This window comes from Pseudomonas sp. NPDC089996, from assembly GCF_044748405.1.
Classification (GTDB): Bacteria; Pseudomonadota; Gammaproteobacteria; order Pseudomonadales; family Pseudomonadaceae; genus Aquipseudomonas.
The window spans coordinates 13,723-37,850 of the sequence record NZ_JBIVGA010000021.1 but is presented as its reverse complement, the minus strand read 5'-3'; the positions used below and the strand labels follow the sequence as shown (position 1 = coordinate 37,850).

The 24,128-nt window shown below is 59.9% G+C and carries 22 protein-coding genes, 6 tRNA genes and 2 pseudogenes; 12 read left to right on the top strand and 18 right to left on the bottom strand.

The window, feature by feature from the left end; all coding sequences use genetic code 11:
• Positions 1-183: 183 nt before the first annotated feature.
• Positions 184-512, bottom strand: a pseudogene (locus tag ACIPW4_RS25215) (GNAT family N-acetyltransferase).
• Between the two features lie 374 nt (positions 513-886).
• On the opposite strand from ACIPW4_RS25215, the gene ACIPW4_RS25210 reads away from it, so the two are divergent.
• The 3 genes from ACIPW4_RS25210 to ACIPW4_RS25200 are packed head-to-tail and all read left to right on the top strand — an operon-like array spanning position 887 to position 3,184.
• Positions 887-1,456, top strand: a complete 570-nt coding sequence (locus ACIPW4_RS25210) for a TIR domain-containing protein (RefSeq protein WP_400662843.1) — start codon at positions 887-889, stop codon at positions 1,454-1,456.
• A 10-nt stretch (positions 1,457-1,466) separates the two neighbouring features.
• A complete protein-coding gene (locus ACIPW4_RS25205; RefSeq protein WP_400662841.1) occupies positions 1,467-2,606 on the top strand; it encodes a toll/interleukin-1 receptor domain-containing protein in 1,140 nt (379 codons plus the stop codon).
• On the top strand, positions 2,603-3,184 hold the full coding sequence (locus ACIPW4_RS25200) for a hypothetical protein (protein WP_400662838.1): 582 nt from the start codon (positions 2,603-2,605) through the stop codon (positions 3,182-3,184). The genes ACIPW4_RS25205 and ACIPW4_RS25200 overlap by 4 nt, the downstream gene beginning before the upstream one ends.
• A gap of 230 nt (positions 3,185-3,414) precedes the next feature.
• Here ACIPW4_RS25200 and ACIPW4_RS25195 read toward each other — a convergent pair whose 3' ends face one another.
• The 6 genes and pseudogenes from ACIPW4_RS25195 to ACIPW4_RS25170 all read right to left on the bottom strand — a co-directional run bounded on the left by ACIPW4_RS25195 (position 3,415) and on the right by ACIPW4_RS25170 (position 9,287).
• Positions 3,415-4,884 carry a TIR domain-containing protein gene (locus tag ACIPW4_RS25195; protein WP_400662836.1) on the bottom strand — a complete coding sequence of 490 codons (1,470 nt, stop codon included), beginning with the start codon at positions 4,882-4,884 and terminating at the stop codon, positions 3,415-3,417.
• Between the two features lie 191 nt (positions 4,885-5,075).
• Complete coding sequence (locus ACIPW4_RS25190; RefSeq protein WP_400662833.1) at positions 5,076-5,369, bottom strand: hypothetical protein; 294 nt, start codon at positions 5,367-5,369, stop codon at positions 5,076-5,078.
• Positions 5,366-6,346, bottom strand: coding sequence for an integrase domain-containing protein (locus tag ACIPW4_RS25185; protein WP_400662831.1), 981 nt, complete (start codon positions 6,344-6,346; stop codon positions 5,366-5,368). Before ACIPW4_RS25185 ends, ACIPW4_RS25190 begins: the two co-directional genes overlap by 4 nt.
• Positions 6,347-7,238: 892 nt before the next feature.
• Positions 7,239-8,566, bottom strand: a pseudogene (locus tag ACIPW4_RS25180) (tyrosine-type recombinase/integrase).
• A gap of 164 nt (positions 8,567-8,730) precedes the next feature.
• A tRNA-Thr gene (locus ACIPW4_RS25175) sits at positions 8,731-8,806 on the bottom strand.
• A gap of 70 nt (positions 8,807-8,876) precedes the next feature.
• Entirely contained in the window at positions 8,877-9,287 is a 411-nt protein-coding gene (locus ACIPW4_RS25170) for a pilin (RefSeq protein ID WP_400662828.1), read from the bottom strand.
• 215 nt (positions 9,288-9,502) lie between these two features.
• On the opposite strand from ACIPW4_RS25170, the gene ACIPW4_RS25165 reads away from it, so the two are divergent.
• The 4 genes from ACIPW4_RS25165 to yacG are packed head-to-tail and all read left to right on the top strand — an operon-like array spanning position 9,503 to position 12,400.
• Positions 9,503-10,711, top strand: coding sequence for a type II secretion system F family protein (locus tag ACIPW4_RS25165; RefSeq protein ID WP_400662825.1), 1,209 nt, complete (start codon positions 9,503-9,505; stop codon positions 10,709-10,711).
• A gap of 2 nt (positions 10,712-10,713) precedes the next feature.
• Positions 10,714-11,580 (top strand): prepilin peptidase, encoded by an 867-nt coding sequence (locus ACIPW4_RS25160; RefSeq protein WP_400662822.1) that lies wholly within the window; start codon positions 10,714-10,716, stop codon positions 11,578-11,580.
• The gene (gene coaE, locus ACIPW4_RS25155) at positions 11,580-12,203 is read left to right on the top strand and encodes a dephospho-CoA kinase (protein ID WP_400662820.1); all 624 of its coding nucleotides are present in this window, start codon (positions 11,580-11,582) and stop codon (positions 12,201-12,203) included. The genes ACIPW4_RS25160 and coaE overlap by 1 nt, the downstream gene beginning before the upstream one ends.
• Positions 12,200-12,400, top strand: a complete 201-nt coding sequence (yacG, locus tag ACIPW4_RS25150) for a DNA gyrase inhibitor YacG (RefSeq protein ID WP_400662817.1) — start codon at positions 12,200-12,202, stop codon at positions 12,398-12,400. The genes coaE and yacG overlap by 4 nt, the downstream gene beginning before the upstream one ends.
• A gap of 156 nt (positions 12,401-12,556) precedes the next feature.
• Here yacG and ACIPW4_RS25145 read toward each other — a convergent pair whose 3' ends face one another.
• Positions 12,557-13,246, bottom strand: coding sequence for an energy-coupling factor ABC transporter permease (locus ACIPW4_RS25145; protein ID WP_400662814.1), 690 nt, complete (start codon positions 13,244-13,246; stop codon positions 12,557-12,559).
• Between the two features lie 98 nt (positions 13,247-13,344).
• Here ACIPW4_RS25145 and ACIPW4_RS25140 point away from each other — a divergent pair, with 98 nt between their 5' ends.
• The 3 genes from ACIPW4_RS25140 (at position 13,345) to ACIPW4_RS25130 (ending at position 15,660) form a co-directional block, all read left to right on the top strand.
• Positions 13,345-13,974: a DUF1780 domain-containing protein gene (locus ACIPW4_RS25140; protein WP_400662811.1), complete on the top strand. Its 630-nt coding sequence runs from the start codon at positions 13,345-13,347 to the stop codon at positions 13,972-13,974.
• Between the two features lie 132 nt (positions 13,975-14,106).
• Positions 14,107-14,280, top strand: a complete 174-nt coding sequence (locus ACIPW4_RS25135; protein ID WP_060512989.1) for a DUF3094 domain-containing protein — start codon at positions 14,107-14,109, stop codon at positions 14,278-14,280.
• Positions 14,281-14,364: 84 nt separating this feature from the next.
• Positions 14,365-15,660, top strand: a complete 1,296-nt coding sequence (locus ACIPW4_RS25130; RefSeq protein ID WP_400662808.1) for an NAD(P)/FAD-dependent oxidoreductase — start codon at positions 14,365-14,367, stop codon at positions 15,658-15,660.
• Between the two features lie 95 nt (positions 15,661-15,755).
• On the opposite strand, the gene ACIPW4_RS25125 is transcribed toward ACIPW4_RS25130, so the two are convergent.
• The 8 genes from ACIPW4_RS25125 to rluD all read right to left on the bottom strand — a co-directional run bounded on the left by ACIPW4_RS25125 (position 15,756) and on the right by rluD (position 20,969).
• A tRNA-Lys gene (locus tag ACIPW4_RS25125) sits at positions 15,756-15,831 on the bottom strand.
• Between the two features lie 5 nt (positions 15,832-15,836).
• A tRNA-Pro gene (locus ACIPW4_RS25120) sits at positions 15,837-15,913 on the bottom strand.
• A 48-nt stretch (positions 15,914-15,961) separates the two neighbouring features.
• Positions 15,962-16,037: transfer RNA gene (locus tag ACIPW4_RS25115), tRNA-Lys, on the bottom strand.
• Positions 16,038-16,043: 6 nt separating this feature from the next.
• Positions 16,044-16,120: transfer RNA gene (locus ACIPW4_RS25110), tRNA-Pro, on the bottom strand.
• Between the two features lie 4 nt (positions 16,121-16,124).
• Positions 16,125-16,200: transfer RNA gene (locus ACIPW4_RS25105), tRNA-Asn, on the bottom strand.
• A 365-nt stretch (positions 16,201-16,565) separates the two neighbouring features.
• Positions 16,566-19,130 carry an ATP-dependent chaperone ClpB gene (gene clpB / locus ACIPW4_RS25100; RefSeq protein WP_400662805.1) on the bottom strand — a complete coding sequence of 855 codons (2,565 nt, stop codon included), beginning with the start codon at positions 19,128-19,130 and terminating at the stop codon, positions 16,566-16,568.
• Positions 19,131-19,269: 139 nt separating this feature from the next.
• On the bottom strand, positions 19,270-20,010 hold the full coding sequence (pgeF, locus tag ACIPW4_RS25095) for a peptidoglycan editing factor PgeF (RefSeq protein ID WP_400662804.1): 741 nt from the start codon (positions 20,008-20,010) through the stop codon (positions 19,270-19,272).
• Positions 20,007-20,969 (bottom strand): 23S rRNA pseudouridine(1911/1915/1917) synthase RluD, encoded by a 963-nt coding sequence (rluD, locus tag ACIPW4_RS25090; protein WP_400662801.1) that lies wholly within the window; start codon positions 20,967-20,969, stop codon positions 20,007-20,009. Before rluD ends, pgeF begins: the two co-directional genes overlap by 4 nt.
• Before the next feature lie 147 nt (positions 20,970-21,116).
• Between rluD and ACIPW4_RS25085 the strand changes: the two genes are divergently transcribed.
• Together ACIPW4_RS25085 and ACIPW4_RS25080 are read left to right on the top strand one after the other, a co-directional pair.
• The gene (locus ACIPW4_RS25085; protein ID WP_400662799.1) at positions 21,117-22,136 is read left to right on the top strand and encodes an outer membrane protein assembly factor BamD; all 1,020 of its coding nucleotides are present in this window, start codon (positions 21,117-21,119) and stop codon (positions 22,134-22,136) included.
• A 93-nt stretch (positions 22,137-22,229) separates the two neighbouring features.
• Entirely contained in the window at positions 22,230-22,460 is a 231-nt protein-coding gene (locus ACIPW4_RS25080) for a PP0621 family protein (RefSeq protein WP_400662796.1), read from the top strand.
• Between the two features lie 126 nt (positions 22,461-22,586).
• Here ACIPW4_RS25080 and thiO read toward each other — a convergent pair whose 3' ends face one another.
• Entirely contained in the window at positions 22,587-23,684 is a 1,098-nt protein-coding gene (gene thiO, locus ACIPW4_RS25075) for a glycine oxidase ThiO (protein ID WP_400662793.1), read from the bottom strand.
• 53 nt (positions 23,685-23,737) lie between these two features.
• Positions 23,738-24,127: a type IV pilin protein gene (locus ACIPW4_RS25070; RefSeq protein ID WP_400662791.1), complete on the bottom strand. Its 390-nt coding sequence runs from the start codon at positions 24,125-24,127 to the stop codon at positions 23,738-23,740.
• Position 24,128 lies beyond the last annotated feature (1 nt).

The following is a 24,128-nucleotide window of genomic DNA, read 5'->3' as shown; positions in this document are numbered from 1 at the left end:
CTACTATCCTAGACACGTTTCAAACGTCAGCTTTAGGGGCGAACCTGTTCCTGGCAAGTGTCCGGTCCTGACCGACTTATGCTCGTTGCCACCGTCCGCTTCACGCCCTGAGGGCGGTCAGAGCACAGTTTTTAACAGATCATCAGCCAAGCCCAGCCTGTCGGAGATAAGGAAAGCTGGCCCTCAACCGACCAGCTGCTTTTCCATCGACTGATAGACCAGCCCGGCAAGCTCACCTACCTCCCCCGCCAGCGCAAACCCATAGCGCTCATAAGCCCCCACAGAAGACAACGACGCCCTGACCGTCACGACGTCGCCCTTGACATGCTCCAACGCCGCACCAGCGGACGCCTGCCAACACCGCGACGCTGCCAAACCGGTGCGACGAACAGTATTGCCACATCGCGCCCTTCCTTAAGTGCGAGCAGCCTCGCCAAGGTCTCCTCTGCTACACAAACTAGCATCAGGTTGTCGCCCGTCATGCGCTCGGCAAAGGCCTGCTGTGCCGCCACCTTGGCAAAGGTTTCCACGACCTGCACCGACAGCGAGGGCGCGACCGCCAGCTGAATGCCTCCATGCAGAGGGCATTGGCGCTGGGCAAGTCATCCAGGCTCATCTTGCGAAGCATGGTGGTCAAGTCCATGCAATTACGCAATTTGCGGCCAGGCCAGGCGGCTTGGCGGATTTGAAGGTGGTGAGACTACGCGTAACTCCCGCGGCGTTTCGCCTCGGCAATCCGTATTATTTCGCGAAAAAAGCCATTGCAATCACTATCATGGCTTCGTGATCATAAGCGTGAAGAGGTCTCTCGTTTTACACAGGCTGCCCTATCAGCTGCTAACGCCGGTCCCAGTTGTAAGGGAAGGATCATCAGAAGGAAGATTTCATGGCCCGACGCTGCTTTTTCAGTTTCCACTACCAGAACGTTATCGATTTCCGCGCGAATGTGGTGCGAAACCACAACATCACGAAGGATGACAACGGTGGCTTCTTTGATGCTTCGATATGGGAAACCGCTAAGAAGCAGGGCGACCTTGCGCTGAAGCGGCTGATCCATGGTGGCCTCGAAAACACCAGTGCCACGGCTGTACTGATTGGATCCGGTACATATGCCAGGCGTTGGGTCCAGTACGAGATCATGAAGAGCATTGAACGCGGGAATCTCGTCATCGGGATCCATATCAACGGCATCCGTGATCGTTACAGCAACGTACACACCCAAGGGCCAAACCCATTCGACTACATGGGCCTAAGCATTAGTGCAGATGGGTGTACCGGCACACCGAAGATTTGGAACGGACGCTCTTGGGTGGCCTACAGCGACCTAGGCTCATTCAACATCTCTCAACAGTCCGCAGAGAAGCGCGGGAAACTTTTCCAGCTATCCCACTGGTTACCCACCTATGATTGGGTCGCGGACAGGGGCTTCGACAATTTCGCGACCTGGATTGCGTAAGGGAAAGGCTATGGCGCTGTATGAATTAGCGGTGTTAGGGCATCCAAACGATGCACAGGTTCAAGAGCTGCAGAACTTGGTGGCCGAAGTGCAGGTGCAGTTCGGGTTCGACGCAGTCGAGCTCGCACTGCAAATTTGTCCGGACAATTTCCAGCCGAATCCCCGATCCTGCGCAGCAGCCCTCTTCATCGGCGGTGCAATGGGCGCCGACGTCGATATCACAGCCGTAGTCGACCCCAAAATTGTTCCAGTCCTGCCAGTTGTCAGTACGGAGAGGCTGGTCCCCGCCGAAGTCCCACCTTCACTGCGCGCTTTCAATTGCATCTTTCTCGACCAGGTACCCATGGAGCGAGTGTTTTCGGCACTATTGGAATGCGTCGGACTGCTACCTCGGCAGCGCAGAGTCTTCCTCAGCTACCGCCGTGCCGAGTCGACAGCGGTTGCAGTTCAGTTGTTTGCCGAGCTGTCTGCTCGCCAGTTTGACGTCTTTCTGGATACTCACCGCATTGGCGCAGGTGTCGACTTTCAAGAGCATCTGTGGCATCAGCTATCCGACGTCGACGTGCTGCTGATGCTGGATACCCCCGAATACTTCAAAAGCCGTTGGACCGATGCCGAATATGGGCGTGCCTTGGCTAAGGGAATAGGTGTGCTTCGCGTCCAATGGCCTGACTCCACACCGTCCCCCGTGACAAGCACAGCGAGCCGGGCTGAGTTGCTGTCCGAGGAATTCCTGGCCGACGGCCAGCTTTCAAATGAGGCAGTGAAGCGGATCTGCCGTCAGCTGGAAGCCGTGCGTAGCCAGAGCCACGCGCTACGAACCATGAGCCTCATCGAATCCGTACGAAATGCCATCGAACAAATCGAAGGTCAGGTCAATGGTATTGGTCCCGGTCGCCTGATGGAGGTCACACTGCGCAATGGCCGCCGGCTTTCTGTGCAACCAACACTAGGAGTGCCCACGGCAATGACACTCCAGGAAACTCTGCTCCGAGCAGGTCACGACGATTGTGCAGTGGTGTACAACCACTTCGGGATGATGAGAAGCTGGCAGGAGCACCTCGAGTGGCTCGCCAAACGAGTGGGGAGATCCCGCTGGGTTCGTCAAAGTGACGCGGCTTGGGACTTTGCGGGTTGGGAGGCCACATGATAAAGCGAATCTTCCTTTCTGCGAGCGTTCCTCGACCTGATCGTGGCAATTTCCATGAAACCGCCGATCCGTTCCTGATCCAATTCGCGGTACGAGAACTGATGACGGTTGCACTCGGCCGCAGACAGATTGTTTGGGGTGGCCATCCAGCGATTACTCCAATGATATGGGCAATCTGTTCAGATTTGGGAGTTACCTATTCCGCTGCTGTTCACTTATTCCAAAGTAGGTTTTTCGCAGCGGGATTTCCGGAGGAAAACGATAAGTTCTCGAACCTCACGATCGTCGATGCCGTTGAAAACGATCGAAAGGCCAGCCTAGTACAGATGCGAGAAAAGATGCTCTCAGGCTCTTTTCACGCAGCAGTGTTCATTGGCGGAATGGAGGGAGTAATAGAGGAGTACGAACTCTTTGCCCGCATGCATCCTGACGCCGCGATTCTTCCCGTTTTCGCGCCTGGAGGAGCTGCGCAAGATTTGGCAAAACGGCTAGGAATGACAGAAGACCGTGTGGACTTCGCACGCCTGTTCTCGGAGGAGCTCGGAATTTCTCAGACAGAGCCGCGGAACCAGACTTAATTAGCCAAGGTATCTACTGCGGGACCGCGCCATCTGCAGTCAGATTCATGCATCGATGAACCACTTTTCATCGCTAGAGCGGTGATGGATACTCAGAATTCGTTTGGAGACGCCGAACTTAGTCATTAATCGATCAATTTCGGCGCTCAAAACGTTTTTACACAACCTCGGCCGTTAACGTACGCTCACAATGCTCAGTTAGCGAAGCGATGCGTGACTGTATTGTAACTTTATGTTAACTTACCAATTAGTTTTTCAACGATCTCCCGATCAGCATTCTCCCGCCATGTAGGATCATCCTGATCGAATTTAAAATGCACGCCGATAATGTCCGCGGGGATCCCAACAAACTTGGTGTCATCCAAGTAAATGGGGATTACATGCTCATCGGCGACGCGAGGTGTAAAGTGCTCGCGCTCGAATGTTGGCCAGATTTTCTCGGCATGATGCTTGTCAAGTAGCACCACGACATAACGGCTTTCGTCCGCGAAAATTTCTCTGAATTTTTTTGTCCACGCCTTACCGAGAAAATTCGATTCGAAAGCTTCGTCGTAGAAAACAGGAACGTCGAGGTCCAGTAGCTGATTTGCTATATGTTTGGCAAGATCGCGGTTCTCTCCAGCAAACGAAAGCGCGATATCATATTCGTAGTTTTCCGCCAGCTCCCGAAAACCACAGTCCCGGCGCAGCGCTTCCCAATCAAGGTGGCGCAAAAAATAGAAAAGAGCCGGGTCATCAATCGAGAAATACTTGGTCTCTTTGTTGTAGTAAAAGCATCTAGCTGCGAGTGGCTTGGACTCAAGCAGGATCGGCAGGCGACGATCTTTGATATTGTTTATGCTACCCCTTACTAATGGATCGCTATTCGCTAGCTCTGTAAGCTCGACGTTGGATGACCCGCTTTCAGCGATTGCCTTTAGTAATTTGAAATACGGTAGATTGTTGGGCCGAAAGCGTTTTCCCCGGCAGAATTCTTTCACTGCTGGATAGTGGGCGGCGCGTAATTGTTCCACGACATCCCTGCGCACGTCGGCGACATCGAAGGTAATGTCAATTATTTCGTCGCAGGTTTCCATCACACCAGCTTTTAGGCATATAGATTGACAGAATTGTTGCGCTAGCCAGTAGTCGCCGCGAACCTCTTCGAAGATCAAATTGACGTCAGGGATTTTGACTCCCATTTTCTCCGCACCTCGGTCCACGAGATCACGAATTTCTTTCTCGCCACCCGGCGCAATGGTGTAGATTCCGACACGCTTGGCGATATCGGAAACGAGTTGAATTAGGTTAGACCCTACGTTGTTGATTCCGACAATAATTAGTTTTGTGCACGTGCTAGGGTTGGAGCTCTCTGCGGAAACCTTTGCAAGGTCAGCAAGGCTCTCTTGAAGCTTCGAAGATAGGCGGTGGAAGTCGTCGATGACAAAGCGCCCAGCTGGCCTTTCACGAGCGATTTCTTCGATTCGTGATACATCGACAGGCTCGCGAGCCGCCAGATATTCCGTCGGAAACTGATCGGCCAACTCCTTGAGGATTTGCTTGATGCAGGTTGTCTTTCCAGTGCCGGACTGCCCTTCCAGAACAACAGGCTTTCCCGCGCTGCGGACATCAAGCAATATCCGATTAAAGTTCGGTGGCTTAACAAAAGTGAAGGTAGGGACACCCTCAGTAACGAAAACTTCTTCCAGGTTGAGCTTCATCGATCCCCACCGTATTCCAGTATTTGTTTGAAAGCTATCACAGCCCAATAATTTATCAATACGGCCAGGCAAAGGCCAGCGTCCCGCAGTAACCTTATGTAGCTAAATGAGAGATTCTAAACGTCCGCTGTTGGTCGATAACAGACATCTGTGAATGGCCTCAGTGGGTCGATTGCTGCCAGTCGTGCCTATCAAGAGCAGTACCTCGCTCTGAGGTTGAAAACCCATGCTTTCTGTAAACGACGGGCGAGCAGCCGCACGGTCAGCAGATAGTAATACCGCGTCGTCTCGCTGGGTCGATTTAGGCGATGCTCAAGAAACCAATCCACATGCTTTTTCTGCCAAGCCCAAGGCGTCTGTCGCTGCCAACGCTCTGAAATTTCTGCTTGGATGATTCTCGCCTGCCGCAAATGGCGTTGTTGTGTGGCGTGCGATCCGGTCAGCACGCCAGCCAAGAACAACTCCATATCGAATCGCTTGCTCATGTCCGTCCTCCGAAGTAGGCGGCGACCACATCGATCCGACCGTACCCCAGTTCGTAGCTGACTTGCCAACGGGCCTCACGATCAAGGTTCCTATCTACCTGGCAACATTGGCCGCCGTTGATAGGCGCGCGGTGTTGGGTGATTTGCTCATAGCGCTCACATGCGTATGCCGCTCGTAGCTCATGGAAGCCTTTGAGGTTGTGTGAATGCAGGATGCCCCGCGCAGGTCGGATGATTTCTTGCAGAACATGCAGGTAGCTTTCGTGTGGCGCAATCAGGTTGCGGCTACCCGCAGGCGAAACCCTCTGTGCAAACTCAAGTGCACCTCGAACATGGTCGTCCACCGTAATCCAGCGTGGCGCCGATGCGCCGGCGCGGCCGCCTTTGGTGCCGTCCTGGATGTTGATCTTGCCGCAGGCTTCAGCCTCACGGCTTAACCGTGGCAGGTCAGCCAAGATGGCTTCACGTAAACGCATGCCAGTCGCTCGTGCCAACAAATCGATCGCAGCGGCTCGTAGCTGATGATGTCGGCAAAGCGCATCGACGATCTGCATAACCTGCTTGCGGTCCTGGCCCTGTGGCACAGACTGGCGAACCCCGGTGCGCTGCATACCCAACGCCTTGCTCGGACTTGGCAACTTCACGTACTGATCACCGCGAAGCGCCGCCATGGTCCTGTTAACGCTGGATAGGCGATTTTGTGCGGTGCTGACAGCAAGGTCACCGCGCCTAACCACGTCGCGCAGATACGCCGCATAGTCCGCCAACACCTTCCGATCAATCTGCCGCGCATCATTGATACCCGGCCCCTGTTCTGAGCGGCACCACTTCACGAATGCCTGCCACCGATCACAGTGTGCCTTCACCGTGCCGTAGTGGCCGCTGCCGAACATGTCTTTCAACGCCTGCGGCCCTGCATAGCTCAGTTGCCTGCCGTAGCCGAAATTGCGGCCATCGCGTCTGCCCACCAATGCCATGTTGGTCTCCTCATCGTTCGCTCTCCGATCCTCGCCCCACGTCATCCCGCCAAGAATGCTGAGTGTTATCAGGGATCAAGGCCCCTGCGACCTGTGGGGATGTCCTCTAACGCGGGACTAGCGGCTCCTTACGTCCAAGAGCAAGGGCATCTCATGATCTGGCCTCCTGAGCACCTTACCGGTGGGCGGGTGGAGGCTGCATTGGCTGACGAGACCGATGCCGCGAGATCCTGAGCTATGTGCAAGCAGCAATGTGATGACAGGGGCATGCCTGACTGTCAGTCAGGTGCAGTCCATTCCTTGGTCTGCGGCACCATCATCTACATGGCTGTTGCTGGTGACATCGGCGTTTGTCACGCCGATTGTCACGAGGGGGAATGCCGCAAAGCCATGTGCGATCAGGGCTGCAGCAGTGGTAGAAATGCCCGTCTCTTTCCACAGAAAGAGACGGGCACAGGTTGGCGCAATAGCCGGCCAAGCGGATAGGTTGCTGCAGGGCAGCGAGGTACGGTGTATCTGGCGCACGAGCGCTATATGTGTAAGAGCATCCATCACATGGGTAGTGACCGGGCGAGCTGCCGAATGCTAATCGCCCTTGGGGAGAACCACCGCGAGAGGGGCGTGACCTTGAAGGTTCGGGCCACCTGGGGTGCTGTCATCGACAGCGCTTGCACGGCCAGTTCTACGCTTGTGGATAAACCCGGTCAAGGGCCGCAATTCAGCGCTACTTCGGACCTGAAAAGCGGTTATCCACCGGTGGAATTCCGTGGTAAATCCCGGACAACATCGTGGCTTTTAGCTCTTCAGAGTAAGGTCCATCCAAACAGGGCGGCTTTGCAGCCCTGTTTGGATGGACCTGCGTGAAAGAGCAGCCAGCGCCGATCTTGGAGGCTCACCCGCGATTGAATGCGCCATGGCCATTTGGCAAGGCGGTGACGTTGTCGCCTACCGGGTGGGCAAACTCATGAGGGGTAACATGGCCCGATCTGTTGGCATCGATGTAGTTACTCCACCACGCCATGATCAACCGACGCTGCTCCAGAAATTGGGCCTTGTGGATGTACGCGGCGCGCACGCGGTTACGCTCCTGATGGCTCATCTGCCGCTCAATCGCCGCATCCGTCCATAGACCCGATTCCAGCAAGGCGCTACAAGCCATGGTCCTGAAACCATGCCCGCATACGTCTTTGGTAGTGTCATACCCCATATTGCGCAGCACCTGGTTAACCGTATTCTCCGACGAGGGTTTCCAGTATCTGTGGTCACCGGGCAATACGAGTTCAGAGAAGCGATTCAAGCTGCGCAGCCGTTCAAGGATTTCGATCACTTGAGGCGACAGCGGCACTATCTGAATGTCCCCACTCATCTTGGTCCCGCGTGTGGAATAGCGGACGCCTTCAATCGGCTTGCGGGTATCGGGGATCTCCCACATTGCCCGTTGCAGATCGAATTCATCCCACCGTGCAAAGCGCAGTTCGCTGGAGCGCACGAACACATGCAGCGTCAGCAGCACTGCGAGTCGAGTCAGCTCGCGACCGGTGTAGTTGTCGATTCGGTTCAACAGCTCAGGTAGGCGATTCAGTGAGAGTGCTGGACGGTGAACTGTACGCGGCGCTTGAATCGAGCCAGCCAGATCGAGCGCCGGATTTTGGGTGATCTGCCGCGCCCGCTTCGCACCCCGCATTATCGTGGAGAGATAGTTCTGCACACGCAGCGCTACATCCATGGTGCCGCGATCCTTGATTTGCTGGGTGACCTCAAGGAGATCATGGGTGTCGAGTTCAGCAATAGGCCGCTGGCCAATCAGTGGAAAAACATGAGTGCGCAACCTGCTCAGCACCGTCTTGGCATGGCCTCAGTCCACCGTCGGGACATTTCGCCGTGCCACTCCAAAGCGACGGTTTCAAACAGAAGACTCGCCCGCTGAGCTGCGATCTTGGCCTTCTGCTTTTCTTCCATCGGATCAAGGTTGTCGAGCAACAGGGCCTTGGCCTCATCGCGCTTGGTCCTCGCCACGGCCAACGAAACGATGGGGTACTTGCCGATGATCAGCGTGCCTTCCTTGCCGTTGGGTTTGAAATACCGCAGCCGCCAAGTCTTAGAGCCACTGGGCGCGACATACAGGTACATACCCCCGCCGTCGAACAGTTTGTAGGCCCGATCACGCGGTTTGGCCGTGCGGCATTTGAGGTCGCTGAGCGGATTGGCTAGGCGTGGCATAGGGGTACGTTCTCCATTCAGGAAAGACGCTGTACCCCAAAAATACCCCCGGTTATTGGGGATTTTGTTGGTTCCAGACGGAGGGTCGTGGAAACGAAAAACCGGCCAGAAGGCCGGTTTAGAGGGCTTCCAAAGCATTCAGCGGAATGCAGTGGAGCTGGATGTGGTGCCGGAGACAGGAATCGAACCTGCGACCTTCGCGTTACGAGTGCGCTGCTCTACCGACTGAGCTACACCGGCGTGTAGCGCAACGTACCACTGCCGCACCCGCCGCGTAAACCCCTGTTTCCCCGACCTTATTCCCCTTTCCTCAGGACGCTTTGCAGCCCTTCGGCGCGAGGTCTTCCTCGATGTTGGTCGTGCAGCTCCAGCCAGTAGGCGAGCGGGTCAGGGTCAGGCTCTTGCCAACCACATTGGCCGGTGCATCAGCCAGGGTGCACTCAAGGGTCCCGGTCCCGTCCGCCGCCTTGCTGCTGACCGTGATGGCACAGTTCGCCGTGGCCGGCTGGCCGCCCAACTCGGCCACATTGGTCACCTCCTTGCCCTCGTTCAACCGCAGTTCCATCTCCGTCTTCAGCGCGCTGATCTCCAGCAGCCCGGCCGCCGCCTTGGTGCGCGACTGGTGATTGGTGTACATCGGGAGGGCGATGGTCGCCAGAATGCCGATGATCGCGACGACGATCATCAGTTCGATCAGGGTGATACCCCGTTGCCCTTTCATGAACGATTTCCTTTTTGATACGCGTACTCGTGGGGAGCCTACTGCCCCCCAGCTGGCAGCGGCGCAGTAGGCCTGAACAGACACCTTTTGTCACCCCTGCCTGGCGGGGCGTCATCTTCGCTGAACTACTCTAGTGAGCATCACGGACATACGCCCGCTCATGGACGCGGCAAGCTGTTTCCAGGCTTGTCGCACGAGCAGAACAGGACCTTTGCATGAACCCATCCACACATCTCTATACCTGGCGCGGCACCGATGCCAGCGGCGCCTCGGTCAGCGGCCAGGTCAGCGGACTCAGCCCGGCCTATGCACGGGCCGGCTTGCAGCGCCAGGGCATCCACGTGGTCAGCCTGCGGGCGGCCGGCGGGTTTGAATGGCGATTGCCTAAAGCTCGGGAAAAGACCGACCCGGCGGGTTTCAGCCGCCAACTGGCCACCTTGCTCAAGGCCGGGGTGCCGCTGCTGCAGGCTTTCGAGGTAATGGGCCGCAGTGGCTGCGATGCGGGGCAGGCAGCATTGCTGGGTAAATTGAAGCAGGATGTGGGCTCGGGCCTGGGGCTGGCGGATGCGCTGCAGCGCCATCCTGCGTGGTTCGATGGGTTGTACTGCAACCTGATTCGCGTGGGCGAGCAGTCCGGTACGCTCGATCGGCAGCTGGAGCAATTGGCAGGAATGCTGGAACAGCGCCAGCTGCTGCGTAAACGCGTGCGCAAGGCGATGCTCTATCCGTTGCTACTGCTGCTGACCGGATTAGGGGTGTCGGCGATCTTGTTGCTGGAGGTGATTCCACGGTTCGAGAGCCTATTTGCCGGTTTCGATACAGCGTTGCCGGCCTTCACGCAGTGGGTGATCGACTTGTCCACAGGGCTGGCGCGCCATGCACCGCTGCTGTTGATAACCACGCTTGGCCTGGGATATGCCGTGACCCGCTTGTATCAGAAGCACGCGCCAGCACGTCTGTGGATAACTGCACAAGCCTTGCGCCTCCCCGTGTTCGGCAAGCTCTTGAGCCAGGCGGCCCTGGCGCGCTTCGCCCGCACCCTGGCGACATCCTATGCTGCCGGGGTACCGTTGCTGGATGCGCTGGTCACGGTAGCCAAAGCCTGCGGCGATGGCCTGCACGAGCAGGCGGTGCTGCGCTTGCGCCAAGGCATGGCCAACGGGCAGGCGCTGAATCAGGCGATGGCCATTGAACCGCTGTTTCCGCCATTGTTGGTGCAACTCACCGCCATCGGTGAATCCAGTGGCACGCTGGACCAGATGCTGGAGAAATCTGCCAGCCATTACGAGGAACAGGTAAGCCAGGCGCTTGACCAGTTGACCAGCCTGCTGGAGCCGGCCATCGTGCTGGTCCTGGGCTTGCTGGTCGGCGGCCTGGTGGTGGCGATGTACCTGCCGATCTTCCAGTTGGGTAGCTTGATCTGAATATGACTTCATGGACTTTACTGGCCGAGCAGCCGGCCTGCTTCATTGCCCTGGCCGGCGTGTTCGGCCTATTGCTGGGCAGCTTCATCAACGTAGTGGTGCATCGCCTGCCAATCATGCTCGAACGCCAGTGGCAGCGCGAGGCGCAGGAGGTGCTGGGCCTGCCGACCACCGAGCACGCGCGCTTCAACCTGTCCCTCCCCGCGTCCCACTGCCCGCATTGCAACCACGCGATCCGCGCCTGGGAGAACATTCCCGTACTGAGCTACCTGGCATTGCGCGGACGCTGCTCGGCGTGCAAACAGCCGATCAGTGCGCGTTATCCACTGGTCGAGCTGGCCTGTGCACTGTTGTCGATGGTGGTGGCCTGGCATTCCGGCGCTGGCCTCGAGGCGCTGGCCCTGCTGCTGCTGACGTGGAGCCTGCTGGCGCTGAGCCTGATCGACCATGACCAGCAACTGTTGCCCGATGTGCTGGTGCTGCCGACGCTGTGGCTGGGGCTGGTAGTCAATGCCTTCGACATTGTGATGCCTTTACACGATGCATTGTGGGGGGCGGTGGCTGGGTACTTGAGCCTGTGGTCGGTGTACTGGGTGTTCAAGCTGATCACCGGCAAGGAAGGCATGGGCTATGGTGACTTCAAGCTGCTGGCACTGATCGGCGCCTGGGGCGGCTGGCAGGTATTGCCGGTCACCTTGATGCTGTCATCGGTGATCGGTGTGGTGGCGGGGTTGTGCCTGCTGCGCGTGCGCAGGCAATCGGTCGGCACTGCCATACCCTTTGGCCCTTATCTGGCCATTGCGGGGTGGATTGCTGTGCTCTGGGGTGATGAAATATACGCCTTCTATCTGCAACTGTTTGGAATGTGATGACCACCAAGGCCTTCACCCCCTGGATTCTCGGGTTGACCGGCGGCATCGGCAGCGGCAAGAGCGCCGCCGCCGAGCGCTTCGTCGAACTTGGCGTACACCTGGTCGATGCCGACCAGGCGGCGCGTTGGGTGGTCGAGCCCGGCCGCCCGGCGCTGGCGAGCATCGTCGAGCGCTTCGGCCCCGGCGTGCTGCTTGACGATGGCCAGCTTGATCGTGCGGCCCTGCGCCAGCTGATCTTTGCCGACCCCGCTCAGCGCAAGTGGCTGGAGCAACTGCTGCACCCTCTGATCGGGCAGGAGATTTTCAGTTACCTGGCCAAGGCCGAGTCGCCCTACGCGGTGTACGTTTCACCTCTGCTGATCGAGTCGGGGCAGTACCAGAGGGTCCAGCGCGTGCTGGTGATAGATGTGCCGCAGGAACTGCAGGTGGCGCGAACCCTGGCGCGTGACAACACCAGCCCTGAGCAGGTGCAGGCCATTCTCAAGGCCCAGCTGGCCCGTGAAGAACGCCTGGGCCATGCCGACGATGTGCTGGTCAACGACGGCGACCTTGCCGCGCTGCATGAGCAGGTTGACCGCCTGCATCATTTTTACCTGACTTTACGAGGAGGCCAGCCATGAGCCAGCCATTGACCGTCGAATGCCCGACCTGTGGCGCACCTGTGGAATGGAACGAGAACAATGCGTACCGGCCATTCTGTTCCGATCGCTGCAAGCTGATCGACCTGGGGGCCTGGGCGGCTGAGGAGCACAAGATTCCGGTGGCGCCGGATGCCGAGGATGAGCTGTTCTCCGGGGAGCTGGAGCCCCGGCACTGACATGAACACACCCGGTCTCTGTAGGAGCGGCCTTGTGTCGCGAAAGGGCCGCGAAGCGGCCCCGGCAATTTCAGCTTGGGGCGGAAATCCTGGGGCCGCTTTGCAGCCCTTTCGCGACACAAGGCCGCTCCTACAAAGGCCGCGCTGGTCGACTGTTCAGCGCTCTTCATCCTTCCAGGGCGCCTGCAGGTACCGGGTGCGGTTGAAGGTTTCCAGCCACTCCGGGCAGAACACCACCAGTGCACTGATCACCATGCCGTTGATGAACGCCTCGGGGAACATCATCAGCCACAGGTAGCCGATAAAATCGCTGAGCCACTCCGGCATCGCAAAGCGCCCGTCCAGCCACAGCACTCCCAACGCCACCGGCACGCAAATCAGCACTGTCAGTGCAGCGGGAAAGAACCCCGAACAGAAGATGTAGACGAACAGGTTTCGCGGCTGCGCGCGCTCGACCAGGATCGCGCACACCTCAGTAATCAGCACGGGCAAGCCGACCAGTAGCAAGCCGTTGACCCCGAGTGCTGCCAGGTCTTGCCGCCCCAGCGCCAACAAGCCCAATTGGGCGAGGAAACCACCCAGAATCGCCAGCGGCCAGTCCAGCAGCAAGGTCACCGCCGTCATGCCGATGAAGTGATAGGACACACCCGTATCGAAATCGCGCCGGACCAGCCACAGGGTGAACAGGCAGAACACCGTGCCGAACAGCAGGTGCTGACGGCGCCGGTCGGTGCATAACTCTACCCACCGCGTACGTGATGCAGCCCAGAGCAACAATGGGATATAGCCCAGCCAGCCGAGGGTCAGGCTGGCAGAAGACAGGACTTGTGCACTGATCACTGGCATCGCGCTCCTGGCACCGATAGCCAGAGTCTACACCCTGATGCCGATTCCTACGGTCAAACAGGGTCTTACGTTCACAATTGCCGACTAAGCTTGTTCCCATGGATGACTCAGACTACCTGCGCCTGCTTACCATCCAGGCCGAACAAGCCAATGCCTTTCTCTCCAACGCCCGCAAGTGGGAGCGGGAGCGGTGGGTGTGCCAGCGCCTGTTGCAAGGGCTGAATATTCCATACCGCAGCGAGGACTTCACCCCAGCCGGCCAGGAGCCTCCGGATGTGCTGTTTCGCGACGCGGCATTCGAGGTGTTTTTCGTGCTCGACGAAGGCCGGCGTCTCAACGACGAATGGCGTGAAGAGCTGCAGCGCCGGCGCAGTGCCTTTTCCCTGGCCCAGCTGGTGCGCCGCGAAGCCCGCCCCCGGCGCATTGCCGCCGCCGAACTGCTCGCGCGCTTGGCACCGACCCTGCGCAAGAAAGCGCACAACTACCGCGAACGCGGGCTGGACCTTAACGAACTGGACATCATTGCCTTTGCCAGCCTCAAGCGCGAAGTGCTCGACCTCAACACGCACTTCCCGCCGCCCACCGAATACCTGCGCCAGGGCTGGCGCTCGCTGTCGCTGGTCGGGCCGACCTTCGCCCGGGTGTTGTTCGCCCACCCCGACGCGCCAGACTTTTTGCGCGGCAACCTGGGGCGCAGCATCGTTTTCGACGTGGGCATCAGTCTTTGATCCACTGCCGAGAGTCTTTGCGATCACGTAAACTCGGCGCCAGGGATAGAAAGCATTATCATTTGTCTGAAGCGCTTGCATGAACGCTGTGGCGTTCGTGCAGTCACAAACGTCTACCTGACGAGGCCCACCATGACCAGCCGCCTGAACCCGGAAGATCAGCGTCGTGTCGATGAGTATCTGCGAGCCCCCCAGCACCAAGTCGAGCGCCGGCCTTTTCGGCCCTGGCTGCTCCTTGTGCTGGTACTGGCCGTGACCATCGGGTTGGGTCTCATCAGCCGCCTGCTGAGTGAACTGGTGCTATGAGCTGCTTGGCGCTCGCCCTTCATTCGCGCAGTTTGCGGCCGGCCCTTGTGGCCACGAATTCCGTAAACCTTATGAGATATCCCCATGACTCATCGCATCGTGATTGTCGGCGGCGGCGCCGGCGGCCTGGAACTGGCGACCCGCCTGGGTAAAAGCCTGGGCAAGCGCAAGCAGGCCGAGATCACCCTGGTCGACGCCAACCTCACGCACATCTGGAAGCCCCTGCTGCACGAAGTGGCCGCCGGCTCACTGAACTCCTCGGAAGACGAGCTGAACTACGTAGCCCAGGCCAAGTGGAACCACTTCAACTTCCAGCTGGGGCGCATGAGCGGCCTGGACCGTGAAGGCAAGCAGATTCAACTGGCCGCCACCCTCGATGAAGAGGGCCGCGAGCTGCTGCCTGCGCGCACTTTGGGCTACGACACCCTGGTGATCGCGGTCGGCTCCAATACCAACGACTTCGGTACCCTTGGCGCGGCGCAGCACTGCCTGTTCCTCGACACTCGCAAGCAAGCCGAGCGCTTCCACCAGCAGTTGCTGAATCACTACCTGCGCGCCCACGCTGGCGATGTGGCCAGCGAGCAGATCAGCGTGGCCATTGTCGGTGCCGGCGCCACCGGCGTGGAACTGGCGGCCGAGCTGCACCACGCAGCGCACGAGCTGGCGGCCTATGGCCTGGACCGCATCCAGCCCAAGGACATGCACATCACCATTATCGAGGCAGGGCCGCGCGTGCTGCCTGCGCTGCCGGAGCGCATCAGCGTGCCGGTGCACAAGACCCTGGAAAAGCTCGGGGTGAAGGTGATGACCAACGCCGCCGTCAGCGAAGTGACCGAGGATGGCCTGAAAACCAAGGACGGCGAAGTGATCCAGGCCAGCCTCAAGGTGTGGGCGGCGGGCATCCGTGCACCGGGCTTCCTCAAGGATATCGATGGGCTGGAAACCAACCGCATCAACCAGCTGGTGGTGCGCCCTACCCTGCAAACAACACGCGACGACAACATCTTCGCCTTTGGTGACTGTGCCGCGTGCCCGCAACCGGATAGCGACCGCAATGTGCCGCCACGGGCCCAGGCCGCGCACCAGCAGGCTTCAATGCTGGCGCAGAGCCTGAAGGCACGGTTGGAGAACAAGGCGCTGCCGACTTACGCGTACAAGGACTACGGCTCGCTGGTGTCGCTGTCGCGTTTCTCGGCGGTGGGCAACCTGATGGGTAATCTGATGGGTAGCGTGAAGCTGGAGGGCTGGCTGGCGCGGATGTTCTACGTGTCGCTGTACCGCATGCACCAGATGGCGCTATATGGGTTCTTCCGCACGGCATTGATGATGCTGGGGAGCAAGATCGGCCGGGGTACCGAGCCGCGTCTGAAGCTGCATTGACCATTGCTGGGGGCGCTTTGCGCCCCTTTCCGACCGGTCCGGATAAATCCGAGGCAAAGAAAAAGGGCATCTCATTCGAGATGCCCTTTTCTACATGGTGGGTCGTGTAGGATTCGAACCTACGACCAATTGGTTAAAAGCCAACTGCTCTACCAACTGAGCTAACGACCCAAAAATGGTCGGGGTGAGGGGATTCGAACTCCTGACATCCTGCTCCCAAAGCAGGCGCGCTACCGGACTGCGCTACACCCCGGGTCTTTCAAAAAAAAGGGCATCTCATTTGGAGATGCCCTTTTCTACATGGTGGGTCGTGTAGGATTCGAACCTACGACCAATTGGTTAAAAGCCAACTGCTCTACCAACTGAGCTAACGACCCGGAAAATGGTCGGGGTGAGGGGATTCGAACTCCTGACATCCTGCTCCCAAAGCAGGCGCGCTACCGGACTGCGCTACACCCCGAGATTGGCTCCGCGACCTGGACTCGAACCAGGGACCCAATGATTAACAGTCATTTGCTCTACCGACTGAGCTATCGCGGAACTGAACTTCGGTACATCTTTACCACCTCGAAGCCTGTGTTAGCTTCGGTCTCTTTGGCTATCCGCTTTCGCGTTGTCGCTGCTGAGGCCGGCTATTCTACATTCTTCGTTTTGCTTGTCAACCACTTTTTTTCATTCAACTTACTGATTTGTAAGTTGTTTTGCGGTCACCGTTGTTGCTGGTGATTCGCTTAGTGCCTGACAACGCGGCGTATATTAGGTGCACTCGTTTTTTGATGCAAGCAGAAATTTCAAAAATTTCAGCAGGTTATCCAGAAAAGGCGGAAAGGCCCGGATTTACTGGCCCCACCACAGGCGCAGTGCAAAAAAAGCCCCGCCGAAGCGGGGCTGGTTCATGACAGCAATCAGGCAAAGACGATTTCGTCGCCTTCCACCTTGGCGGTAATCGCCGCCCCCGGGATGAACGTGCCAGCCAGGATCAGCTGCGCCAGCGGGTTCTCGATCCAGCGCTGGATTGCCCGCTTGAGCGGACGTGCGCCATACACCGGGTCGTAACCCACGGCGATCAGCTTGTCCAACGCCTCCGGGCTCAGGCTCAGCGACAGTTCGCGCTCGAGCAGGCGGCTGCGCAAGCGGCCAAGCTGGATCTCGGTAATACCGGCGATCTGCTCGCGGCCCAGTGGCTCGAACACCACCACTTCGTCGATACGGTTGATGAACTCAGGGCGGAAGTGCGAACCCACGGCGTCCATCACGGCCGCACGCTGCGCCTCGCGGTCACCCACCAGCTCCTGGATCTGCGCCGAGCCCAGGTTCGAGGTCATCACGATCACCGTGTTGCGGAAGTCCACGGTGCGGCCATGGCTGTCCGTCAGGCGGCCATCTTCGAGTACCTGCAGCAGCACGTTGAACACATCCGGGTGGGCCTTCTCCACTTCGTCCAGCAGCACCACCGAGTACGGCTTGCGGCGCACGGCCTCGGTCAGGTAACCGCCCTCTTCATAACCGACATAGCCTGGCGGAGCGCCGATCAGGCGAGCCACGGAGTGTTTCTCCATGAACTCGGACATGTCGATGCGCACCATGGCCTCTTCGGTGTCGAACAGGAACTCGGCCAGTGCCTTGCACAGCTCGGTCTTGCCCACCCCGGTCGGGCCGAGGAACAGGAACGAACCACTTGGCCGGTTCGGGTCGGACAGCCCGGCACGCGAACGGCGCACGGCGTTGGCAACCGCAGTCACCGCCTCGCCCTGGCCGATCACCCGCTGGTGCAGCAATGCTTCCATCTTCAGCAGCTTCTCGCGCTCGCCTTCGAGCATCTTCGCCACCGGAATGCCGGTCCACTTGGACACCACTTCGGCAATTTCTTCCTCGGTGACCTTGTTGCGCAGCAACTGGTTGTCGGTCTTGCCGTGCTGGTCCACCATCTGCAGGCTGCGCTCCAGGTCCGGGATCACCCCGTACTGCAACTCGGCCATGCGGCTCAGGTCACCTTTGCGGCGGGCGGCCTCCAGCTCCTGACGGGCCTGCTCAATCTTTTGCTGGATCTGCGCAGAGCCCTGCACTTCGGCTTTCTCCGACGCCCAGATCTCTTCCAGGTCGGAATACTCGCGCTCCAGCCGCTCGATTTCCTCGGTGAGCTTCTCGAGGCGCTTCCTGGCCGCTTCGTCTTCTTCCTTCTTCAGCGCCTGGGATTCCACTTTCAGCTGGATCAGGCGACGGTCGAGGCGGTCGAGCACTTCCGGCTTGGAGTCGATCTCCATGCGGATGCGGCTGGCCGCTTCGTCGATCAGGTCGATAGCCTTGTCCGGCAGCTGGCGGTCGGTAATGTAGCGGTGGCTGAGCTTGGCCGCAGCAATGATCGCACCGTCGGTGATGGCCACCTTGTGGTGCACTTCATAGCGCTCTTTCAGGCCACGCAGGATGGCGATGGTGTCTTCCTCGCTCGGCTCTTCCACCAGCACTTTCTGGAAGCGCCGCTCCAGGGCTGCGTCTTTCTCGATGAACTGCCGGTATTCGTTGAGCGTTGTGGCGCCTACGCAGTGCAATTCGCCACGGGCCAGGGCCGGCTTTAGCATGTTACCGGCGTCCATGGCGCCCTCGCCTTTGCCGGCGCCGACCATGGTGTGCAGTTCGTCGATGAACAGGATGATCTGGCCTTCCTGCTTGGACAGCTCGTTGAGCAGGCCTTTGAGGCGCTCTTCGAACTCGCCGCGGTATTTGGCACCGGCGATCAGCGCGCCCATGTCCAGCGCCAGCAGGCGCTTGCCTTTCAGGCCATCGGGCACTTCACCGTTGATGATGCGCTGGGCCAGGCCCTCGGCAATGGCGGTTTTACCGACGCCTGGCTCACCGATCAGCACCGGGTTGTTCTTGGTGCGGCGCTGCAGCACCTGCACGGTGCGGCGGATTTCATCGTCACGGCCAATCACCGGGTCAAGCTTGCCTTCTTCGGCGCGCTTGGTCAGGTCGACGGTGTACTTGTCCAGGGCCTGGCGCGACTCTTCGGCATTGGCGTCATTCACCGCCGCGCCGCCGCGCAGGTTGTTGATGGCGTTTTCCAGGGCTTTCTTGCTCACACCCTGGCCGAGCAGCAGCTTGCCGAGCTTGCTGTTCTCGTCCATGGCGGCGAGCAGCACCAGTTCGCTGGAAATGAACTGGTCGCCCTTCTGCTGGGCCAGACGGTCTGCCTGGTTGAGCAGGCGCGCCAGGTCCTGCGACATGTTCACGTCGCCGGTGGGGTTCTGGATTTTCGGCAACTGGTCGAGTTCTTTCACCAACGCCTGGCGCAGGCTGTTGATGTCGAAACCAACCTGCATCAGCAGCGGCTTGATCGAACCGCCCTGCTGTTCGAGCAACGCCTGCAACAGGTGCACGGGCTCGATGGCGGGGTGGTCCATGCCAACGGCCAGGGATTGGGCATCGGATATTGCAAGCTGGAGCTTGCTGGTCAAACGGTCTATTCGCATGGTGTACCTTCCTTTAAAGGGCAGGTCGGAGCGATGGACAGCGCCTGTTTATGAAGAAACCTGCCTGAGATGCCTTATAGATAAGGCTGATTCTGGAAGATTCAAGCGTAGCGGGGTTGACCGGGGTCAGCTTGATCGCTCAGCGCGGGTCCAGCCAGACCAGCGATGCAAAACGCCCACCCTGTGGGGTGCGGCGATAGGAGAAGAAGCGGGCATCAGTCACCGTGCAGTAGCCACCGCCATACACAGCCGTCACCCCACGTGCCGCCAGGCGAATGCGCGCCAGCGCATAGATATCGGCCATCAACTTGCCCGGCCGCTCGCCCTCGACGAAGGCCCGGGCCGCTTCAGGGTGCGCAGCGGTAAAGGCATCACGCACTTCCAGCCCCACTTCGAACACCTTAGGGCCAATGGCCGGCCCGAGCCACACCAGCACCTCTTCAGGCGCCAGCGCCAGGCGATCGAGGGTGGCCTCGAGCACGCCACCCGCCAGCCCGCGCCAGCCGGCATGAGCCGCAGCCACGCGGGTACCAGCGCGGTCACAGAACAGCGCCGGCAGGCAATCGGCAGTCATCACGGTACAGGCGATGCCCGGCTGGGCAGTCCAGCTGGCATCGGCCTCGGCCACCACGGTCGGGTCGGCATCCGCCACCACCAGGCCGTGCACCTGCTTGAGCCAGGCGGGCTGGATGCTGAACGCGTTGCTCAGGCGGCGACGGTTCTCGGCGACGGAGGCCGGGTCGTCGCCGACGTGATCACCAAGATTGAAGGTGTCATAGGGCGGGAGGCTGACGCCGCCCTCACGAGTGGTGACGCAGGCGCGAACCGACGCCGGGGCTGGCCAGTCGGGGATCAGCAGCGACTGCGCCAGGCCATTCATCCGATAAAGCTCTCGCGGTCCTGGTTGAGCAGCGACAGCAGCCAGACGAAGTCGTCCGGCAGTGGCGACTCCCACTTCATCTTCTCACCGGTGATCGGATGGACCAAAGCAAGGAACCGAGCATGCAGCGCCTGGCGCGGGAAGGTCTTGACCGCCTCGACCATGGTTGGGCTGGCTGCCGGCGGAATACGGAAACGCACACCGTACGTCTGGTCGCCGACCAATGGATAACCGACATGCGCCATGTGCACACGGATCTGGTGAGTACGACCAGTTTCCAGCTTGACCCGTACATGGGTGTGCGAACGGAAGCGTTTGAGCACCCGGTAGTGGCTGACCGCAGGCTTGCCGCCGTCCGTGACCGCCATGCGCTGACGCAGCCCACCGTGACGGCCGATCGGGGCGTCGATCTTGCCGCCGGCGATCACCACCCCAACCACGATGCACTCGTAGATGCGGCTGACAGTGCGGCTCTGCAACTGCTCGACCAGCTTGGTCTGCGCCTGCAGGGTCTTGGCCACCACCATCAGACCGGTGGTGTCTTTGTCCAGGCGATGAACGATACCGGCGCGCGGCACGTTGACGATGTCTGGCACGTGGTGCAGCAGCGCATTGAGCAGCGTACCGCTGGCATGCCCGGCAGCCGGGTGCACAACCAGCCCGGCAGGCTTGTTGATCACCATGATATGGTCGTCTTCGTAGACGATATCCAGTTCGATATCTTCTGCGACCCACTCGCCCTGGGCCTCTTGCTCGGCCTCCAGAAGAAGTTGCGAACCACCATGAACCGGGTCACGAGGGCGCACGACGGCACCATCGACCGTCAGGCGGCCCTCTTTGATCCACGTAGTAAGCCGCGAACGCGAATACTCGGCGAACAATTGGGCGGCGACCTGGTCGAGGCGTTGACCGCCCAGTTCGGACGGGACCTCTGCGCTAAGTTGAATGATCTCGGACATGCTCGATTCGGCGGGCGCACAGCCTTTGGTTTCAGCTGCGAGCTTGTGGTTAAATACGGCTTCTTTTGTCCCGGGGTTGGCCGGGGCGCTCATCATAACAGGACGGCACCGCCCAAGACAGCGGCCGTCAAAGGGACGCAAGCCGCCATGCAAGTGAAACACCTGCTGCTGATCGCCATCCTCGGGCTCACCGCGGCCTGTTCCTCCAATAAGGAAGTCATTGACGAGAACCTCAGCGAGGCCGAACTGTATCAACAGGCTCAGGCTGACCTGGACAACTCCAGCTACACCAGCGCCGTGAACAAGCTCAAGGCCCTGGAGTCGCGCTACCCGTTCGGCCGCTACGCCGACCAGGCGCAGCTCGAGCTGATCTACGCCAACTACAAGAACTCCGAGCCGGAGGCGGCCAAATCGGCCGCCGAGCGCTTCATTCGCCTGCACCCGCAGCACCCGAATGTCGACTACGCCTACTACCTCAAGGGCCTGACCTCTTTCGACCAGGACCGCGGCCTGCTGGCGCGCTTCCTGCCGCTGGACATGACCAAGCGTGACCCGGGCGCCGCCCGTGACTCGTACAACGAGTTCGCTCAGCTGACCAGCCGCTTCCCCAACAGCCGCTACGCACCGGATGCCAAGCAGCGCATGATCTACCTGCGCAACCTGCTGGCCTCCTACGAAATTCACGTGGCCGACTACTACCTTAGCCGCCAGGCTTATGTGGCCGCTGCCAACCGTGGCCGCTACGTGGTCGAGAACTTCCAGGAAACCCCATCGGTCGGCGACGGCCTGGCGGTCATGGTCGAGTCGTACCAGAAGATGCACCTGGACGAGCTGGCTGCCACCAGCCTGGAAACCCTCAAGCTCAACTACCCGGACCACCCGAGCCTGGTCGATGGCCAGTTCCAGCCCAAGCAGACCGAGTCTGATGGCCGCGGCTGGCTGTCCAAGGCCACCCTGGGCCTGATCGAGACCGAAACCCCGCTGCCGCCGGGCGAAACTCGCGCCAACCAGGATGTGGTCAAGCAGTTCCAGGACGCACGCGACGAAATGCCCCAAGAGCTGCTGCCGAAGGACGAGAACGGCGAGCCAATCCTGCCGGAAGGCCCGAAAGAGGCCGAAAAAGGCCGCTCGTGGTTCAGCTACATGACCTTTGGTCTGTTCGACTGACCCATGCGCTGTGAGAAAGGGAGGCCCGAGGCCTCCCTTTTTTCATGGCCGCGCCCTAGACTGTCGGCTTCTACAACCAACAAGCTGGACACCATGGTTCGCCTACTTTTCTGGATCGCCCTGATCGCCGCCGCGTTCTGGCTGTGGCGCAAGTTCAAAGTCAGCCAGCAGTCGCACTCCGAGCCCAAGCTCGACGCGCCACTGAAGATGGTGCGCTGCGCCCACTGCGGCGTACACCTGCCCGACAACAACGCGTTGCAGCAGGGTACGGAGTGGTATTGCAGCCAGGCGCACTTGCAGCAAGGGCCTGGCCAATCGCGGTGATCGTTTAGCTTGGTGAAATTGGGGCTGCCTTGCAGCCCTTTCGCGGCACAAGGCCGCTCAGGGATCGCGGACTGTTGTAGGAGCGGCCTTGTGTCGCGAAAGGCCCGCGCAGCGGGCCCGGCAATCTCAGCCCAAACGCCCGTCTGGCGCATACGGCGCCGGGTCAATGATCGGTTCGCCCCCGGTCAGCAGGTCTGTAAACAGCTGACACGAAGCCGGCGCCAGCACCAGCCCGTTGCGGTAGTGGCCGCAGTTCAACCACAGGCCATCATGCCCAGGCACTGGCCCGATGTAGGGGATGCCCTCAGGCGAACCCGGCCGCAGCCCGGCCCAGTGGCCTACCACCGCTGCATCCTTGAGCTCAGGCAGCAACTCGATAGCCGAAGCCTTGAGGCTGGCCAGCGCGTCCTCGGTCGGGGTCTTGTCGTAGCCGGCATGCTCCAGCGTACTGCCCACCAGAATGTGCCCATCACGACGCGGGATCGCATAGCGCCCCTTGGCCAGCACCATGCTGGGCAGGAAGTCTTCGGCACATTTGAACAGGATCATCTGGCCCTTCACCGGCTCGACCGGCAGCTCGAGCCCCAAGGTGCGCAGCAGATCACCGCTCCACGCGCCAGCGCTGAGCACCACTTCATCTGCTGCAAGCACACCGTCAGCCGTCTGTACGCCAGTGACACACCCGTTCTCATGAACGAAACCACTGACCTGACAATGCTCGCGCAAGGTCACGTTGGGCAGCGCCTGCAACGCTGCCTTGAGCGACTTCACCAACCGGGGATTGCGCACGTTGGCCACGCCTGCCATGTAGATGGCGTGCTTGAAACCCGAGCCAAGTACCGGCACCGCGTCATAGGCGGCCGAGATATCCACAGCGCTGAGTGGCCTGCGCTCGCGCTCGGCCCAAGCCAGCGCCTCGGCTTCATCGTCCAGATCGAGCCAGTACAGGCCAGTGGTGTGTACTTCCGGGTCGATACCCGTACTGGCGAACAGCCGCTCGCCCAGCTGTGGATAAAAATCCTGCGACCAGTGGGCCAGGGCAGTCACCGCCGGGCTGTAGCGCCAAGGGTACAAGGGCGAAACGATGCCGCCACCGGCCCAGGAAGACTCTCGGCCCACTTCGCCTTGGTCACACACCACCACCTGGCCGACCTTATCTGCCAGGTTGAACGCGGTCAGCAGGCCGATCACCCCGCCGCCGACCACCACTACTTGCTTGCTCATCTGTCGATCCAACACCTGAAGTAAATCCGCGATGCATGGGCATCATTCAACCTTCAGCTTCCCCAGCAGCGCTCGCTGCTTTCGACACCACCCGGGTTGCTGTGCACGCCGGCTTGGTCGAGTTGGAAGTCGCCACAACGGTCATCGGCCATCAGCCCCTCGGGCAGCCGGCGTGCGATCAGCGTGAAGGTGTCGCTGTCGCGTTGGGCCTGCAGGCGGTAGTGGCGATTGCTGGTGGGCAGTTGCGGGTCGCCCTCGGCGTACTGGCCGGTGCGCACGCGATGGCGCTCCAGGCGCAGGGCGGCGTCATGCAGCAGGCCAACCACTTCGCTGCGTGCGGCTCGCCTGAGCTGGTCGCTGTAACTGGGGTAGGCAATGGCTGCCAGAATGCCGGTCACGGCCACGACAATCAACAACTCGATCAGGGTCATACCTTGCTGCATG